Source organism: Gryllotalpicola kribbensis, from assembly GCF_039538245.1.
Taxonomy (GTDB): domain Bacteria; phylum Actinomycetota; class Actinomycetes; order Actinomycetales; family Microbacteriaceae; genus Gryllotalpicola; species Gryllotalpicola kribbensis.
This window is the reverse complement of the sequence record NZ_BAABBX010000001.1, coordinates 52,563-68,177: the sequence shown is the minus strand read 5'-3', so window position 1 is coordinate 68,177 and position 15,615 is coordinate 52,563. Positions and strand designations below refer to the sequence as shown.

The following is a 15,615-nucleotide window of genomic DNA, read 5'->3' as shown; positions in this document are numbered from 1 at the left end:
GATCATTCACTATGATCAAACGATCATGACGCTTGACACTGGCGCCGCTGCGCCCGCTGGCCCCGCCCACTCGACTGCTCGTCTTCGGCGCGCTCGCGCCGCCGTTTTCGGGGCGTTCTTCATCAACGGCTTCGTGCTCGCGGTCTGGGTGGTGCAGATCCCGACCGTCGCGAGAGAGACGGGCATCGGCAACGCCGCGCTCGGCAGCCTGCTGCTGCTCATGGGCGCCGGTTCGGTGGCCGGAATGCAGTCGACCGGCTACCTCGCCGCGCGCGTCGGCAGCCGCGCGGCTGTGGTGCTGGGCGCGCTGCTGCTCGCAGCCGGGGCCGTCGTGCTGAGCGCCGCCGCGACGCCCCTTGCGCTGGGCGTCGGCCTAGTAGTGCTGGGGCTCGGAAACGGCTGCATCGATGTGGCGATGAACGATCAGGCGGTCGAGGTCGAGCGGGCATACCGCCGGCCGATCATGTCCGCTTTCCACGCGACCTTCTCGATCGGCGGCGCTGTCGGCAGCGGTTTCGGTGGGGTCGTGAACCTCCTCGGAGGTTCTGTTCCTGCGGCGCTCCTTCCTGCCGCCGCGGTCGTGCTGCTGGGCGCGGCGGCATGCGCGCCCTTCCTCCGGCCTCTGGCCGCACCGTCGCACGACGATCGCAACCCGCGCGAGCCCGACGGCACCGGGATGCCGCGGCGGCAGCTCGCACGCCGTGCCGCCCTACTCGCCGTCCTCGCCTTCGCCTTCATGCTCGCCGAAGGGACGGTCAATGACTGGAGCTCGGTGCATGCGGTGCAGCACCTGCGGCAGAGCCCGGCTGCGGCATCCCTCGCCTACGTGGCGTTCGCGATCGCCATGACGATCGGCCGGCTGGCGGCCGACCGCGTCTCGCAGCGGCTGGGGCCGCGGCGGGTCGTGCGGTGGGGCGCGGGCGTCGCGGCGGCCGGACTTCTGCTCGTCGTCGTCTCGCCGATCTACCCCGTCACGCTCGTCGGCTGGGTGCTCTTCGGCATCGGTCTGTCGGGCATCGTTCCGCAGATATTCACGGCGGCAGGCAATCTCGTCACCGGCCCGCGCGCCGCGATCATGCTCTCGCGGGTCGTGACCGTCGGCTATGCGGGCATGCTCGCCGGCCCCGCGCTCATCGGCTGGATAGCGGGGGCCGTCGGCATCAACCTCGCGCTCACCCTTCCGCTGCTGCTCTGTGCGGTCGGCATGCTGTTCGCCTCGGCCGTCGGCGGCCGGACTGCGCGAGCCTGAAACGAGCCTGAAAGCGGTCAGCCGTTCTCGGCGTCGCGATCGGTTCTCACGGGGATCGCCGCGCCGGGCATCTGGGTGCCGGGCACCGGTGCGGCCGCAACGCCGGTCGCCGAGCCGTTGCCCGTTCTCTTCTCGACCTGCTCGGGCGTGTCTGCGTCGCCCTCCAGGCCTTCGACCACCCCGTTGGTCTGGTCGAAGATGTGCCCCGCGTCGGCCAGGTCGCTCAGCTTGCTCTCGTGCTCGACGTTCTTGTGCTCGGCGTTCTCGTGCTCGAGGTTCTCTTCGTCACTCATGCGGTCATCGTTTTCCTCCCGCTGTGCTGGCGCCACGGGGTTGACAGGGCCGTCGTGCCCGTCGCTCGATGTGGCTACAGCCCCTGGACCGCCTCGTCGGCCTCGATCACGATGCGCGCCGCAGCCTCGCCCGCCGTCGTCGCGTCGCGCCCCGCGACTGCGAACGCCACATCCCGATGCAGCCGCAGCGCCTCGGGGTTCGCGTCCTTCGGCATGAGCGCGTGCTGCGTGCGCCCGACGAGCACGGACTCCACGGCGTCCGCGAGGCGGGCGAGCATGGGGTTGCCGGATGCCTGAAGCAGCACGCGATGGAAGCGCAGATCGGCCTCGAGGTACGCCGCGCCGTCGGCCGCATGCGAGTGCAGCGCCATGTCGTGCGCCGCCTGCGTGAGGCCGGCGCGCTGGCCGTCGTCGGCCGCGCCCGCGGCCAGGCGCGCGGCCAGCGGCTCGACCGCTGAACGCAGCTGGCTCAGCTCGTGCAGCTGCCGCAGTCGGTCGGGCCCGGCGAGCCGCCAGCGGATCACCTCGGGCGAGAAGAGGTCCCACTCGCTCGCCGGCTGCACCTCGATGCCGGCCTTGCGCCGCGACCGCACGAGCCCGAGCGTCTCGAGCACGCGCACCACCTCGCGCACGGCGGAGCGCGAGACGCCCTCGGCGGAGGCGATGTCGCCGCTGAGCAGCCGCGTGCCCGCCGGGTACTCACCATGCACGATCGCAGCGCCGAGGCGCTCGGAGAGTCCCCCGTGCACGGGAGCGAGGCGTGCGGCATCCGTCATGCGAAAAACATACAACTTGACCGACCGGGCGTAATATGACGGAGTTATTCCTGTCGAACTCCGGCGCTTCCCGCCAGATCAAGGACGCTCATGGCACTGACAACTGTTTCGCCCGCGCTCGTGACCGCGGCCACAGCCGCAGCCACGCACCACGCAAGCGACGGCCGCCTGATCTTCGCCGCACTGCTCGGCATGGCCGTGATCATCGCGCTGATCACCTGGCTCAAGCTGCACCCCTTCATCTCGCTGCTGATCGGCGCCCTCGTGGCCGGCATGACCGCCGGACTCGCGCCGACCGCCGCCGTCACGAGCTTCTCGACCGGCTTCGGCTCGACGAGCGCCTCGGTCGGCACGCTGATCGCCCTCGGCGCGATCTTCGGGAAGCTGCTCGCCGACTCGGGCGGCGCCGACCGCATCGTCGACACCCTCGTGAGCCGCGCGAGCGTGCAGGCGCTGCCGTGGATCATGGGTCTCGTCGGCGCGATCATCGGCCTGCCGATGTTCTTCGAGGTCGGCCTCGTGCTGCTGGTTCCGGTCATCATGCTCGTCGCGCGCCGCTCCGGCCTGCCGCTGATGCGCGTCGCGGTGCCGACCATCGCCGGGCTCTCGGCCATGCACGGCTTCGTTCCCCCGCACCCCGGCCCGCTCGCCGCGATCTCGGCGGTGCACGCCAACCTCGGCGTGACGCTCGGCCTCGGTGTCATCGTCGCCCTCGTCGGCGTGATCGTCGCGGGGCCGCTGTTCGCGGGATTCGCGGCGCGCTGGGTTCCCGCCGAGGTGCCCGCCCTGTTCGACACGGGGGATGCCTCGCGCGGCGACACCGGAAAGGGTGCCATCGACACCCCGCGCACCGCGGCGATCAACCTCGGCGGCCGCGGTGACCAGCTGCGGCAGGCCGACCAGGCGGCGCACCCCGCCGCCGTGCGCCGCCCGGGCTTCTGGCCGACGCTCGTCACGATCCTGCTGCCCGCGGCCCTCATGCTCATCGCCGCGATCATCGACATCGCCGACGCGAACGACCCCGCCGCGTGGAAGACCGTCGTGGACTTCGTCGGCACCCCGCTCATCGCCCTCGGCATCGCGGTGATCGTCGCGATGATCGTTCTCGGGCGCGGCGCCGGGTTCAGCCTGAAGCGCACCTCGAGCGTCGTCACCGACGCGCTTCCGCCGATCGCCGGCATCATCCTGATCGTCGGCGCGGGCGGCGGCTTCAAGCAGGTTCTGGTCGACACGAAGATCAGCGACGTGATCTCGAACTGGGCCTCGCACAGCTCGATCAGCGTCTTCGTGCTCGCCTGGCTCGTCGCGGTGTTCATCCGCGTCGCGACGGGGTCCGCCACCGTGGCGACGATCACCACGGCCGGCATCCTCGAGCCCGTCACGCACCACCTCAGCACGCCGGGCGTCTCGCTGCTCGTGCTCGCGATCGGTGCCGGCTCGCTGTTCTTCTCTCACGTGAACGACGCGGGCTTCTGGCTCTTCAAGGAGTACTTCGGCCTCTCGATCGGTCAGACCATCAAGTCGTGGTCGGTGCTCGAGACCGTGCTGTCTGTGGTCGGCATCATCGTCGTGCTGGTGCTGAGCATCTTCGTGCACTGACGAAGGTGATGCCCCGCTTCTTCCCAGTCCGGCCGGGACTCTTTCCAAGTAAGGCACACCTAACCTAGTGTGGTGTTCATGGGTTCCCGTCATCGCAAGCACGTCGCCGACCGCGTCTTCATCGCGGGCGACCTTGCCGACGTGACGGCGATCCAGCACATCCTCTCCGTGCTGCCCGACGACGCCTACGGGCAGGTCTACATCGAGGTGCTCGACGAGCGCGACGTGATCGCGCTCGACGCTCCGCGCCGCGTGGCGGTGACGTGGTTGCCGCGCGTGGTGCGTGCCAGCGCCGTCCGCCCTCTCGCGTTCGCGACGCATGGCGAGGCGCTCGCCACGGCCATCGCGGGCTGGGTGGGCGAGTGGATGCCCGCAGCCGCGCGCTCCGAAGACGACGTGCTCGAGGCATCCGATCACCCCGCCTCGCGCTCGTCCGCTGCGGGCTCCGATGCCGCGCAGGACAACGTGATCATGTGGATCGGCTGCGCCGGCAGCGCCCGAATCACGGCTCTGTACGAGGTGCTGCAGGCCCGGCTCGCCGGGCTGAACGCACTGCCCGATATGTCGCATCACCTGAGTTGAACGAAGGAGTACCGATGTCCACTGAGACCCCCACTTCCGCTTCCACCTCCGCCGGCGCCGCCGAATCGGCCGAGCTTGCGGCCGGCGTGGCCCAGTTCCTCGCGCCGGTCGTCGTCGACATGGAAGCTCTCGTCGTCAACGGCAAGCAGGCGCACTGGAACGTGCGCGGCGCCGACTTCATCGCGATCCACGAGCTGCTCGACCAGCTCGTCGAGCACGCGCAGTCGTTCGCCGACGACTCGGCGGAGCGCATCGTCGCCCTCGGGCTGCCCGTGGACTCGCGCCTTGCGACCGTCGCGGCGAAGACCACGCTTCCCGCCCTGAAGGACGGCTTCCAGGACTGGACCGACACCGTCTCGCAGGTCGTCGCGCTGATCGACGCAGCCCTGGTGACGGTGCGCGCCGCCGTCGAGGGCCTCGACGACATCGACCTCAACAGCCAGGACATCGTCATCGGCATCGAGCGCGGGCTCGTGAAGGACCGCTGGCTGCTGCAGTCGCACCTCGCGGCCTGAGGCGCGACGCCCTGAGCTCACCGCTGCCCAGCGCCGCGCCCGGCTCACGCCCCGGCGCCGTGCCGCGCCCGACCGCCGAGCAGCTCGCTTGGCAGCGGATGCGGCTCGGCGCCTTCTTCCATTTCGGGCTGAACACCTTCCACGGGGTCGAGTGGAGCGACGGCACGCTGCCGGCGGCCGGCTTCGTGCCGGGCGAGCTGGACGCCGATCAGTGGGTGCGCACCGCGCGCGAGCTCGGCGCGCGCTATGTCGTGCTCACCGCGAAGCACCACGACGGCTTCTGCCTGTGGCCGACTGCGACCACCGCGTATTCGGTGGCGGCCTCGCCGTGGCGGGGCGGCGCAGGCGACGTCGTACGCGAGGTGGCGGATGCCTGTGCGCGGCACGGGCTCAGCCTCGGTCTCTACCTCTCGCCGTGGGATCGGAACGCGCCGCAGTACGCCGACCCCGCGGCATACGACGACTTCTACGCCGCCCAGCTGCGGGAGCTGTGCGGGAATTACGGCGACATCGCCGAGATCTGGTTCGACGGCGCCGGCTCTGAGGGTCGCGTCTACGACTGGGGGCGCTATCTCGAGGTGGTCCGCGAGCTGCAGCCGCGCGCCATGGTGTTCAACATGGGCGCTCCGACGATCCGCTGGGTCGGGAACGAGGACGGCCTGGCGGCCGACCCGGTGCGCTACGCCGTCGATCGCGGCGAGCTCTCGAACTACACCGACGACCGGGTCGACTACGGCGGCGCCTTCTATCTGCCGCCTGAGTGCGACGTGTCGATCAGGCATGGCTGGTTCTGGGCCGAACATGACGAGCCGAAGTCCCTCGATCACCTGCTCGCGATCTACTACGGCTCGGTGGGTCTGGGCGCGAACCTGCTGCTCAATCTGCCGCCCGATACGCGTGGGCTCATTCCCGACTCTGACGTGGCGCGGGTTCGCGAGCTGCGCGCCGAGCTCGATCGGCGCTTCGGCGACCGGTTGGCTGCCGAGCTCAGCGCGACCGCCGACGGCTGGCGCGCCGACTTCGCCGCAGAGATCGAGCTCGACCACCTGCTGCTGCAGGAAGAGCTGGCCGATGGGCAGCGCGTCAGGGGATTCGAGGTGGTGACGGATGCCGGCGAGCCGGTCGCCCGCGGCGGCAGCATCGGCGCACAGCGCCTCTGCGTGTTCCCCATGCGGCGGGTGCGCTCTCTGACCGTACGCGTCGGGGGCGAGGGCGCGGCGCTTTCCGGTGTGACCGGCTTCCGCACGGGTGTCAGCACGGTCCCGTCGATCGAGTACGCCGCGCCGACCGACGCCCCGGAATGAGGCCGGCCCCCTGAGATGAGAAGAAGGCCCCGTGGGGCCTTCTTGCGGATTCCGGCGAGTGGGGCAGGTCAGTCGAACGACTCCTCGCCGTCTGATGAGGCGACGGCGTCGCTGCCGACCACGGGGCCGTCGTCTTCGTCATCGACGACGCTGGGAACGTCTTCGACGTCGAGATCGGGCCCTTCGGCTGGGTCCAGCGTGTGGTGCTGGTGTGCGATCTGGTTCATGGGTTCCGGTCTACGCCTGATTGCGCACCGCGGCACCCGTGAATTCCCGCCGCGGGAGGACTTCTGCCCTGACCTGCGCGATGGGCAGAGTTCTGCCTTGCGGCCGGTTGTGTTGCTAGGCGGCGGGGGTGAGGTTGCGTTTGGGGGTGTGGGTGGCTGTGGTCCAGGCGGTGGCGTGGGATCCGAACACCCACCGGATCTCGGGGGTGCCGTCTTCGCCCATGCGGAGCTGGTAGGGCCCGGTGTCGATGGTGGTGTGGTGCCACCAGCACAGCAGGGTGAGGTTGTGGATGTCGGTGGGTCCGCCGTCGCGGTGCGGGTCGATGTGATGCACTTCGCACCATCTGGCGGGGGTGGTGCAGCCGGGGATGACGCACCCTTTGTCTCTGACGGCGAGTGCTCGGCGTTGTTGGGGTGTGGCGCATCTGTGGGTGTCGCCGAGGTTCAGGATCTTCCCTGAAGGCCCGACGAGGACTTCTTGGTATCCGCCGGTTTCGGCGATGCGGCGTGCGGTCTGGGCGGTGATGGGGTGGTCTTCGCCGTCGATGCGGGCGGTCCCGTGCCCGGATTCGAAGTCGTCTCTGTTGACCACGACGAGGATGGTGGGGTGTGCCCCGCCCATGGTGGGGGTTTCGGGGGCGCGGGCGGCGGCGGTGAAGACGGCGTGGAGCACGTCGGCGCGCTTCTGATCCCTCGTGCGGGTGTCGGTCGGCGGCTGAGTCTCGGAGGCGACCAGGAGCGGCTTCGCCGACCCGTCGGCACTGTCGTTCTCGGCAGCATCGTCGTTCTCGGCAGCATCGGCAGCTGTGCCCGCACCGGGGGTGAAGGCGACGGATGATCCGGCGCGTGGGTTGACGTAGGCGTCGAGGACGGCGCGGATGGCGGCGGCCTGCTCGACGGGTAGCAGCCCGGTGAGTCTCACGAGGCCGTCTCGAGCGTGTCCGAGGCGGAAGAACCGCTTCTCGATGGCGGCTTTCTCCACCGGTTCGGTGCCTCGGGGTCGAGTACGAGCTTCCATGCTTCAGCGGCCTCGACGACCGCGGTAGCCGGCAGGGTCTTGGAGAGTTCGATGAGGTTCGTGCAGGCCGCTTCGACGAGCTGGGGGTCTTTGCCGTCGGCGGCGGGGATGAGCGGGCCGATGATCGCGACCGCCTGCGCCCGGCCGAGGACGCCCTCGTGCACGGCGGTCTCGATGACGGGCAGCTTCGCCAGCCGCCGCGATTCCAGCACCCGTTCTCGGGCGTCCTTCGCGCACGTGCGCGTCACAGTCTCCAGCGCACCCCAGGCTTTCCGCGCCCCCAGCCGCCGGGCGAGCGAGTCCTCACCCAGGGTCTCGTCGGTGCGGTGGTCGAACTCGCGGGCGACGGCGAGCTGCAGCGCCTCGACCTTCCGAGACAGCTCCTCCACCGCCTGCGCGGCACCGACCAGCTGGTCGTCGCTCAGGATCGCGAACGAGTCGGGCAGCACCGGGTCGAGGCACGCCGACGCGGCCGCGATGCCTTCCCCGAACGCCCCCATGGTGCACCCCCTGCATCAACTCCGTCGCCGATGAACCCGATGCCACGAGTATATCATCAGTTCGAATAAGCAGAACAGATATCCACACGAGAGTCGAAACTAAGAACGAATAGACTGCGAAAGCTCTCGCGCCTCACCTCAGCTCGCGCGCGAAATACAGCCCCTCCGGCACCTTTCCGACATACGGCCCGTACTCGTCGATGCGCTGATAGCCGAGCTTCTCGTACAGCGCGATCGCCTCGGGCTGCTGGGTGCCCGTCTGCAGCACGACGCGCGAGGCGCCGTTCGCCGCGGCATCCGCTTCGACGGCCCTGATCAGCAGTGTGCCGACACCGCGCCCGCGCGCAGCCTCGACCGTGACGAGTCGCTTGAGCTCCCACTCGATGCCGCCGTCGGTCTCGAGCCGACGCAGCGCCGCGTGACCGAGCGCGGTGCCGTCAGAGTCGAGGGCGAGGTACACGCCCGAAAGCGTCGCCGGGTCGAGCACGAAGGCGGACGCCCGCAGTTCCTGCTCGTCGGCCGTGAGCGCGGCCTGCAGTGCGGCGTAGCGCGGGGTGATCTCGGCATCCATCAGGGCGCGCAACCGGGCAGCGCGCTCGTCACCCCACTCGACCTTCTCGACACGGACGGTCTGTTCAGCGTGCGCGGGGCGGTTCATGCACCGATTCTTCCAGCAGCCGCCGACACCGCGAGGCCGGTCGCGATCGAGCTTCATACGCGGCAACACCGTGACCGATGTCGGCCGCTCCGCCTAGCGTGGTGAGCATGACGGCTGATCGCGATCTCGGGCACCCCGAAACGCCCGGTCGCGCGTATGCCGACGCTTTGCAGGCGCGAGCCCGGCGGCGAGCGGATGCCGCGGACTATGTCACCTCGCCGTTCGCCGGCGCCCCGGCCGAGCTCACCACGGTCGTCGGCTCGGCCGTCGACGAGCTTGCGCCCGAGATCGCGGCACTCTCGCACCGCATCTTCGAGACGCCGGAAGAGGCGTTCCACGAGGTGCTCGGTGCCGCGGCGATCGCCGCCGCCGTCGAGCGGCTCACCGCGGCGCACCCGTCGGTGGGCGTCTACGGGCTCGACACCGCGGTCGAGGCATCCGTCGGCCCCGAAAAAGAGGGCGCGCCCACCGTCGCGATCCTTGCCGAGTACGACGCTCTGCCCGGCATCGGGCACGGTTGCGGTCACAACCTCATCGCCGCGAGCGCGGTCGGAGCCTTCGCCGCGCTGGCACGGCTCGGCGACCGGCTTCCCGGCCGAGTCGTGCTGCTCGGCACTCCCGCCGAAGAGGGCAGCAGCGGCAAAGAGCTGATGGCGCGCAACGGCGCCTTCGAGGGCGTCGACGCGGCGCTCATGGCGCACCCCTTCGGCTACGACGCGATCGACCACCCCTTCATCGGGCGGCGGATTCTGCGCATGGAGTTCGAGGGCGTCCCGGCGCACGCGTCGGCGTCGCCGTTCCTCGGCCGCAACGCACTCGACGCCGTGACGCTCGCGTATCAGGCCGTCGGTCTGCTGAGGCAGCATTTGCCGCCGACCGACCGCGTGCACGGCATCGTGAAAGAGGGCGGCGAGCGGCCGAGCGTCATTCCCCGCAGGGCTGTGCTCGAGTTCTACCTGCGCTCGCACGCGGCCGACACCCTGAAGGAGCTGAGCCGACGACTTGCCGACATCGCCCACGGCGCTGCACTCGCGACGGGTACCGGGGTGAGACTCGTGTGGGACCCGCTGCCCGCCACGCTGCCGACGCGGTTCAACCGGCCGCTGTCCGAGCGGTGGGCGGTTCACCAGGCCGCACGCGGCCGCAAGGCGCTCACGACCGCCGAGGTGCCGAGCGAGCTGGCCGCGTCGACCGATTTCGGCAATGTGAGCGTGCGCGTGCCCGGCATCCACCCCGTGATCAGGGCGAGCCCGCCCGAGGTCGCACTGCACACGGCTGAGTTCGCCGAGTGGGCACGATCAGAGGCGGGCGACGCAGCGGCGACGGATGCCGCGTTCGGGCTCGCTTTGACGGCACTCGACTTCCTCGCCGATGCCTCTCTGCGTGACGCCGCTCGCGCAGACTTCGAGGCGGCCGGCGGGGTTCTGAACGTAGAGGAGTACTTCGCATGAGCGCACCCCTGCCGGTGGCAGACGGCCCCGCTGTCTACGCGATCCACGAGAACCCCGAGTGGTTCGGGGTCTTCCGCGACGCGTTCGCGGCCGAGGGGGTTCCCCTCGTCGAGTGGCTGCTCGTGGAGGGCGAGCTCGACCCGCTGTCCACTCCGCCCGAGGGCGTCTTCTGGTCGCGCATCAGCGCGTCGAGCCACACCCGCGGCCATATTCTCTCGAAGGAATATGCCCGTGCCGTGCTCTCGTGGCTCGAGGCGAGCGGCCGGCGCACGGTCAACGGGCGTGCCGTGCTCGAGCTCGAGGTCAGCAAAGCGGCCCAGCTCTCGGCGCTGAAGCGCGCCGGTATCGACGTGCCGCGCACGCGCGCCGTCGTGGGGACCTCACACCTTCTCAATGCCGCGCGCAGCCTGCATGACGAGCTCGCCGCCCCCTTCGTGATCAAGCACAACCAGGGCGGCAAGGGCCTCTCGGTCGCGCGCTTCGAGTCGCCTGACGAACTCGAGGCCGCGCTGAACGCGGGCGAGGTCGACGAGCCGCAAGACGGCATCACGCTCGTGCAGGAGTACGTGCAGCCCGCCGAGCCGTACATCACCCGCGTTGAGATCGTGGGCGGAGAGTTCGTCTACGCGATCCGGGCGGACACGGCGCGTGGCGGATTCCAGCTCTGCCCGGCGGATGCCTGCGCCGTCGACCCGCTCACCGGGAAGCTCGTCACGCCGCCCGGGGCGACGATCGCGCCGGCGCCGGGCGACCAGCTCTTCTCGCTGCGCGACGGGTTCCGGCATCCGATCATCGAGCAGTACCTCGCCTTCACGCGCCAGAACGGCATCGAGATCGCGGGAATCGAGTTCATCGAGACGGCCGACGGTCGTGTGGTGACCTACGACGTGAACACCAACACGAACTACAACGCGGCCGTGGAGGCGGTCGCGCCGGCCTCGGGGCCACGCGCGATCGCGCGCTACCTGGGCGGCCTGCTGCGCGAGACGAGGCGGCCGAGCGCTCCAGTGTTACGTCGCGTGTAGTTCCGCGTCGCCCGTCGTAACAGAAAGTGGGCCGGGCGGCCCCGCGGCTCTACGTTCGCCGCATGAGCCTCACCCCCACCACGACGTCGCCTCGCCTCGACCTCGGCGTCGCGCTGAACGACGCCGGCTGGCACCCGGCCGCCTGGCGCGAGGAACCCGCCCGCCCCGCCGAGCTGCTGACTGGCCGCTACTGGGCCGACCTCGCCCGCACCGCCGACGACGCCGGTCTCGAGCTGCTCACCATCGAGGACGCCTTCGGCCTGCAGACCCGCCACCCTTTCGACACCGTCGACCCCGCCGAGACCCGCGACGTGCGCGGCCGCCTCGACGCCGTGCTGCTCGCCAACTGGCTCGCGCCGGTGACGACGCGCATCGGGCTCATCCCGACCGTGAGCACGACGCACACCGAGCCGTTCCACGTCTCCACCGCGATCGCGACCCTCGACTACGCGAGCCGCGGGCGTGCCGGCATCCGCCCGATCGCCGCGGCGAAGCCGCACGAGGCCGCGCACGTCGGGCGCCGCACCTTCCCCGAGATCGACCGGGCGGACTTCACGGGGCCCGAGGCGCAGGCGCTCATCAGCGAGTGGTTCGGCGAGGCGGCCGACGTCATCGAGGTCGCGCGCCGGCTGTGGGACTCGTGGCAGGACGACGCGATCGTCCGCGACACCGCGACCGGCCGCTTCATCGACCGTGAGCGGCTGCACTACATCGACTTCGAGGGCGCGCACTTCAGCGTCAAGGGCCCGTCGATCGTGCCCCGCCCGCCGCAGGGCCAGCCGGTCGTCGCGCTGCTCGCGCATCAGCGCATTCCCTACGAGCTCGCCGCCCGCCAGGGCGACGTCGTGTTCATCACGCCGCACGACGACGCGCAGCTCGCGTCGATAAGCGCCGAGGTGCGCGACGCCGAGACGCGGGTCGAGCGCGTGGGCGAGCCCCTGCGCGTCTGGGCCGACGTCGTGGTGCTGATCGAGGAGACGACGGATGCCGCACAGGCAGCCCTCGCGCACCTCGACGAGCTCGCCGGCGAGACCTTCACGAGCGACGCGCTCATCGTCGCCGACACCGCGGAGGATGTCGCCGGGCGGCTGCTCGCCTGGCACGCGGCCGGGGTGGACGGCATCCGTCTGCGCCCCGCGCGCCTGCCCTACGACCTGGACCGCATCGCGCGCGACGTCGTGCCGCTGCTCGAGGCGGCCGGCGTGCGCACGCCGCGCACCGACGACCCCGCCGCGACGCTGCGCGCCCGCCTCGGGCTGCCGGTTGCTGTGAACCGCTACGAGAAGGAAGTCGCCTGATGACCGCAACGAACCCCACCACCGGCAAGCCGATCAAGCAGGTCCACCTCGCCGCGCACTTCCCTGGCGTGAACAACACGACCGTGTGGAGCGACCCGGCCTCAGGCAGCCAGATCGACTTCGACTCGTTCGAGCACTTCGCAGCGACCGCCGAGCGAGGGAAGTTCGACTACCTCTTCCTCGCCGAGGGGCTGCGCCTGCGCGAGCACCGCGGGCACATCCACGACCTCGACGTCGTCGGCCGGCCCAACACGCTCGCGATCCTCGCGGCGATCGCGGCGATCACGCAGCACATCGGCCTCGTGGGCACGCTCAGCTCGACCTTCAACGAGCCCTACGAGCTGGCGCGCCAGCTGCAGACTCTCGACGTGCTCTCCGGCGGCCGGGCCGGCTGGAACGTCGTGACGACGTCGGATGCCTTCACCGGCGCCAACTTCCGCCGCGGCGGCTTCCTCGACTACGCCGATCGCTACCTGCGCTCGAGCGAGTTCATCGCCACCGCGCGCGAGGTGTGGGACTCGTGGGCCGACGACGCGATCGTCGCGGACAAGGCGGGCGGCCGCTTCCTCGCCGGCGACGCGCTGCGCCTCGTCGACCACCACGGGCCGCAGTTCGACGTGACGGGCTACGGCACGCTGCCGCGCTCGCCGCAGGGCCACCCCGTGATCGTGCAGGCGGGCGACTCGAGCGACGGCCGCGACTTCGCAGCGCGGGATGCCGAGGTCATCTTCTCGCGGCACTCGGAGTTCGAGGACGGCCGCGCGTTCTACGCCGACGTCAAGAGCCGGGTCGAGGCGAACGGCCGCGACCGGGACGACCTCAAGATCCTGCCGGCGGTCACCTTCGTCCTCGGCGACACGGCGGAGGAGGCGGAGGAGCGCAGCCGGTTCATCCAGCATCAGCAGGTCAGCCCCCAGACGGCGATCGCCTTCCTCGAGCAGGTGTGGGGGCGCGACCTCACGGCCTACGACCCCGAGGGGCCGCTGCCCGACATCGAACCCGACCTCGGCGGGGCATCCGTCACCCGAGGCCGGGTGCGGCACGATCGCGATGTCGCGGCCACCGCGCGGCAGTGGCGGGAACTGGCCGAGGCCGAGAACCTCAGCATCCGCGAGCTCGTGATCAGGGTCTCCGGCCGGCACTCCTTCGTCGGCACGCCGCAGCACGTCGCGGAGGAGATCAACCGCTACGTGCAGGGGGATGCCGCCGACGGGTTCGTCATCGTCGGGCACCTGAGCCCCACGGGCCTCGACGAGTTCGCCGACCGCGTGATCCCCGAGCTGCAGGAGCGCGGCGTGTTCCGCACCGAGTACCCGGAAGGGGCGACGCTGCGCGAACTGCTCGGCGTCAAGCCGCCGGTCGCGCAGCCCGCCGACCTCGTGACGTCATCTTCGTAACGCAGGGACCCAGTAGTTCACACTCGGGCGCCGGCCTCCGCCGGGTGCCTAACGTTCGAATCGCCCCACCTCGACCCCAACCAGGAGTACCACTGTGACCTCACGCACCACGGCGCGCGTCGCCGCATTCGCTGCAGGGGCCGCCGCGCTCGCGTTCGCGCTCGCCGGCTGCTCAGGCGGCTCCGGCTCCACGAACGGCGCCGGCTCGAGCGCCGCCTCCAAGCCCGTCTCGGGCGGCAACCTCACCTTCGCCATCTCGAGCGAGAACGGCTGCATCGACCCGCAGCAGGTCGGCAACAACGACGACATCGCCATCGCGCGCCAGACGGTCGCCTCGCTCACCTCGCAGGACCCGAAGACCGGCGAGATCAAGCCGTGGCTCGCCTCTTCGTGGAAGGTGAATGCGGATGCGTCGAGCTTCACGTTCACGCTGCGCACGGGTACGACGTACGCCGACGGCACGCCGATCGATGCGGAATCCGTCAAGGAGAACTTCGCGGGCATCCAGGCCCTCGGGGCCAAGGCGACGCTCGGCTCGACCTACCTGAGCGGCCTCAAGGACGTCAAGGTCATCGACCCGCAGACGGTCGAGATCGACTTCAGCAAGCCGAGCGCGCAGTTCCTGCAGGCGACCTCGACCTTCACGCTGGGGCTCGTGTCGAACGCGAGCACGAAGCTCTCTGTCGCCGATCGCTGCGCGGGCAAGTTCGCCGGCTCGGGCCCGTTCACGGTGAAGAGCTTCACCCCGGCTCAGCAGGCGGTGCTCGTCAAGCGAGACGGCTACGACTGGGGCCCCTCGACGAACTCCCACACCGGTGAGGCCTACCTCGACAGCGTGACCTTCAAGGTCGTCCCCGAGGCGTCGACCCTCACGGGCTCGCTGTCGAGCGGCCAGATCGACGCGTCGGCAGATGTGCAGGCCACCGACCTGCCGCAGTTCGACGGCAACGGGTTCTGGGTGCGCAACCGCACCAACCCGGGTGTCGTGTACAACCTCTACCCCAACGCGAAGAACCCGGCCCTGGCCGATGAGAAGGTCCGCCAGGCGATCTCGAAGGCCATCGATCGCAGTGCGGTGACGAAGCTGCTCACCAAGTGGGACAAGCCGGCGAAGAGCGTGCTGTCCTCCTCCACTCCCTACTGGAGCGACCAGAGCAGCCTGCTCACGCAGGACGTGTCGGGCGCGAAGAAGCTGCTCGAGGACGACGGGTGGAAGCTCGGCAGTGACGGCGTCCGCGAGAAGGGCGGGAAGAAGCTGTCCTTCACGCTCGTCTACTGGCAGCCGACGAGCGACCAGCTGCAGCTCGTGCAGCAGGAGCTCAAGGCGGTCGGCATCGAGCTGCAGCTCAAGCAGACGACGATCGCCGACGCCACCGCGACCAACGACGGCACGCAGGCGCTGTCATGGGGCAATCTGACCCGCGCCGACCCCGATGTGGTGCGCACGGTCTTCTCGGCCCGAGGCACGCAGAACAACAACCACCGCGCGGCGGAAGCGGTCGACGACGTCCTCGACCTGCAGGCCGCCACGACCGACAAGGCGGCGAGGCAGAAGCTTGTCGACCAGGCCGCGAAGACCCTGATCACGGAAGCCTGGTCCATCCCGGTGTTCCAGCTGTCGACCACGATCGCGGCCTCCGACAAGGTGCACGACCTGAAGTTCGAAGCGTCCAGCCGGCTCGACTTCTACGACACCTGGCTCAGCAAGTAGGCGACGCGGGCG

Annotated in this window: 16 protein-coding genes; 10 read left to right on the top strand and 6 right to left on the bottom strand. The window is 70.3% G+C overall.

The annotated features are described in order from the left end of the window. Positions 1-25 precede the first annotated feature (25 nt). Positions 26-1,249 (top strand): MFS transporter, encoded by a 1,224-nt coding sequence (locus ABD716_RS00375; protein ID WP_344772627.1) that lies wholly within the window; start codon positions 26-28, stop codon positions 1,247-1,249. A 17-nt stretch (positions 1,250-1,266) separates the two neighbouring features. Here the strand turns inward: ABD716_RS00375 and ABD716_RS00370 are convergent, their stop codons facing one another. Next, positions 1,267-1,542 (bottom strand): hypothetical protein, encoded by a 276-nt coding sequence (locus ABD716_RS00370; RefSeq protein ID WP_344772625.1) that lies wholly within the window; start codon positions 1,540-1,542, stop codon positions 1,267-1,269. 74 nt (positions 1,543-1,616) lie between these two features. After that, positions 1,617-2,318: a FadR/GntR family transcriptional regulator gene (locus ABD716_RS00365; RefSeq protein WP_344772623.1), complete on the bottom strand. Its 702-nt coding sequence runs from the start codon at positions 2,316-2,318 to the stop codon at positions 1,617-1,619. A 90-nt stretch (positions 2,319-2,408) separates the two neighbouring features. Here ABD716_RS00365 and ABD716_RS00360 point away from each other — a divergent pair, with 90 nt between their 5' ends. The 4 genes from ABD716_RS00360 (at position 2,409) to ABD716_RS00345 (ending at position 6,318) form a co-directional block, all read left to right on the top strand. Then, entirely contained in the window at positions 2,409-3,917 is a 1,509-nt protein-coding gene (locus ABD716_RS00360; protein WP_344772621.1) for a GntP family permease, read from the top strand. 78 nt (positions 3,918-3,995) lie between these two features. Further along, a complete protein-coding gene (locus ABD716_RS00355; RefSeq protein WP_344772619.1) occupies positions 3,996-4,499 on the top strand; it encodes an SIP domain-containing protein in 504 nt (167 codons plus the stop codon). Between the two features lie 14 nt (positions 4,500-4,513). Further along, positions 4,514-5,014, top strand: a complete 501-nt coding sequence (locus ABD716_RS00350) for a Dps family protein (RefSeq protein WP_344772617.1) — start codon at positions 4,514-4,516, stop codon at positions 5,012-5,014. Positions 5,015-5,073: 59 nt separating this feature from the next. Next, positions 5,074-6,318 carry an alpha-L-fucosidase gene (locus ABD716_RS00345; protein ID WP_344772615.1) on the top strand — a complete coding sequence of 415 codons (1,245 nt, stop codon included), beginning with the start codon at positions 5,074-5,076 and terminating at the stop codon, positions 6,316-6,318. A 68-nt stretch (positions 6,319-6,386) separates the two neighbouring features. On the opposite strand, the gene ABD716_RS00340 is transcribed toward ABD716_RS00345, so the two are convergent. The 4 genes from ABD716_RS00340 to ABD716_RS00325 form a co-directional block, all read right to left on the bottom strand. After that, entirely contained in the window at positions 6,387-6,545 is a 159-nt protein-coding gene (locus ABD716_RS00340; RefSeq protein WP_344772613.1) for a hypothetical protein, read from the bottom strand. Positions 6,546-6,660: 115 nt separating this feature from the next. Next, positions 6,661-7,467, bottom strand: a complete 807-nt coding sequence (locus ABD716_RS00335; RefSeq protein WP_344772611.1) for an HNH endonuclease signature motif containing protein — start codon at positions 7,465-7,467, stop codon at positions 6,661-6,663. Next, positions 7,464-8,063, bottom strand: coding sequence for a hypothetical protein (locus ABD716_RS00330; protein ID WP_344772609.1), 600 nt, complete (start codon positions 8,061-8,063; stop codon positions 7,464-7,466). Before ABD716_RS00330 ends, ABD716_RS00335 begins: the two co-directional genes overlap by 4 nt. Positions 8,064-8,196: 133 nt before the next feature. Continuing rightward, positions 8,197-8,721, bottom strand: a complete 525-nt coding sequence (locus tag ABD716_RS00325; protein WP_344772607.1) for a GNAT family N-acetyltransferase — start codon at positions 8,719-8,721, stop codon at positions 8,197-8,199. A gap of 107 nt (positions 8,722-8,828) precedes the next feature. Here ABD716_RS00325 and ABD716_RS00320 point away from each other — a divergent pair, with 107 nt between their 5' ends. From ABD716_RS00320 to ABD716_RS00300, 5 genes are all read left to right on the top strand, one after another. Then, the gene (locus tag ABD716_RS00320) at positions 8,829-10,172 is read left to right on the top strand and encodes a M20 family metallopeptidase (RefSeq protein WP_344772605.1); all 1,344 of its coding nucleotides are present in this window, start codon (positions 8,829-8,831) and stop codon (positions 10,170-10,172) included. Beyond that, positions 10,169-11,197 (top strand): ATP-grasp domain-containing protein, encoded by a 1,029-nt coding sequence (locus ABD716_RS00315; protein WP_344772603.1) that lies wholly within the window; start codon positions 10,169-10,171, stop codon positions 11,195-11,197. Before ABD716_RS00320 ends, ABD716_RS00315 begins: the two co-directional genes overlap by 4 nt. A 62-nt stretch (positions 11,198-11,259) precedes the next feature. Further along, on the top strand, positions 11,260-12,495 hold the full coding sequence (locus tag ABD716_RS00310) for an LLM class flavin-dependent oxidoreductase (protein ID WP_344772601.1): 1,236 nt from the start codon (positions 11,260-11,262) through the stop codon (positions 12,493-12,495). Further along, on the top strand, positions 12,495-13,892 hold the full coding sequence (locus ABD716_RS00305; protein ID WP_344772599.1) for an NtaA/DmoA family FMN-dependent monooxygenase: 1,398 nt from the start codon (positions 12,495-12,497) through the stop codon (positions 13,890-13,892). The genes ABD716_RS00310 and ABD716_RS00305 overlap by 1 nt, the downstream gene beginning before the upstream one ends. 94 nt (positions 13,893-13,986) lie before the next feature. Beyond that, a complete protein-coding gene (locus ABD716_RS00300) occupies positions 13,987-15,603 on the top strand; it encodes an ABC transporter substrate-binding protein (protein ID WP_344772597.1) in 1,617 nt (538 codons plus the stop codon). Positions 15,604-15,615: the final 12 nt, after the last annotated feature.

Bases quoted from the DNA above. Each gene is read 5' to 3' on its own strand.
- ABD716_RS00310 (WP_344772601.1), top strand. From the start codon at position 11,260: ATGAGCCTCACCCCCACCACGACGTCGCCTCGCCTCGACCTCGGCGTC.
- ABD716_RS00330 (WP_344772609.1), bottom strand. From the start codon at position 8,063: ATGGGGGCGTTCGGGGAAGGCATCGCGGCCGCGTCGGCGTGCCTCGAC.
- ABD716_RS00365 (WP_344772623.1), bottom strand. From the start codon at position 2,318: ATGACGGATGCCGCACGCCTCGCTCCCGTGCACGGGGGACTCTCCGAG.
- ABD716_RS00375 (WP_344772627.1), top strand. From the start codon at position 26: ATGACGCTTGACACTGGCGCCGCTGCGCCCGCTGGCCCCGCCCACTCG.
- ABD716_RS00350 (WP_344772617.1), top strand. From the start codon at position 4,514: ATGTCCACTGAGACCCCCACTTCCGCTTCCACCTCCGCCGGCGCCGCC.
- ABD716_RS00320 (WP_344772605.1), top strand. From the start codon at position 8,829: ATGACGGCTGATCGCGATCTCGGGCACCCCGAAACGCCCGGTCGCGCG.
- ABD716_RS00305 (WP_344772599.1), top strand. From the start codon at position 12,495: ATGACCGCAACGAACCCCACCACCGGCAAGCCGATCAAGCAGGTCCAC.
- ABD716_RS00355 (WP_344772619.1), top strand. From the start codon at position 3,996: ATGGGTTCCCGTCATCGCAAGCACGTCGCCGACCGCGTCTTCATCGCG.
- ABD716_RS00360 (WP_344772621.1), top strand. From the start codon at position 2,409: ATGGCACTGACAACTGTTTCGCCCGCGCTCGTGACCGCGGCCACAGCC.
- ABD716_RS00370 (WP_344772625.1), bottom strand. From the start codon at position 1,542: ATGAGTGACGAAGAGAACCTCGAGCACGAGAACGCCGAGCACAAGAAC.
- ABD716_RS00340 (WP_344772613.1), bottom strand. From the start codon at position 6,545: ATGAACCAGATCGCACACCAGCACCACACGCTGGACCCAGCCGAAGGG.
- ABD716_RS00315 (WP_344772603.1), top strand. From the start codon at position 10,169: ATGAGCGCACCCCTGCCGGTGGCAGACGGCCCCGCTGTCTACGCGATC.
- ABD716_RS00325 (WP_344772607.1), bottom strand. From the start codon at position 8,721: ATGAACCGCCCCGCGCACGCTGAACAGACCGTCCGTGTCGAGAAGGTC.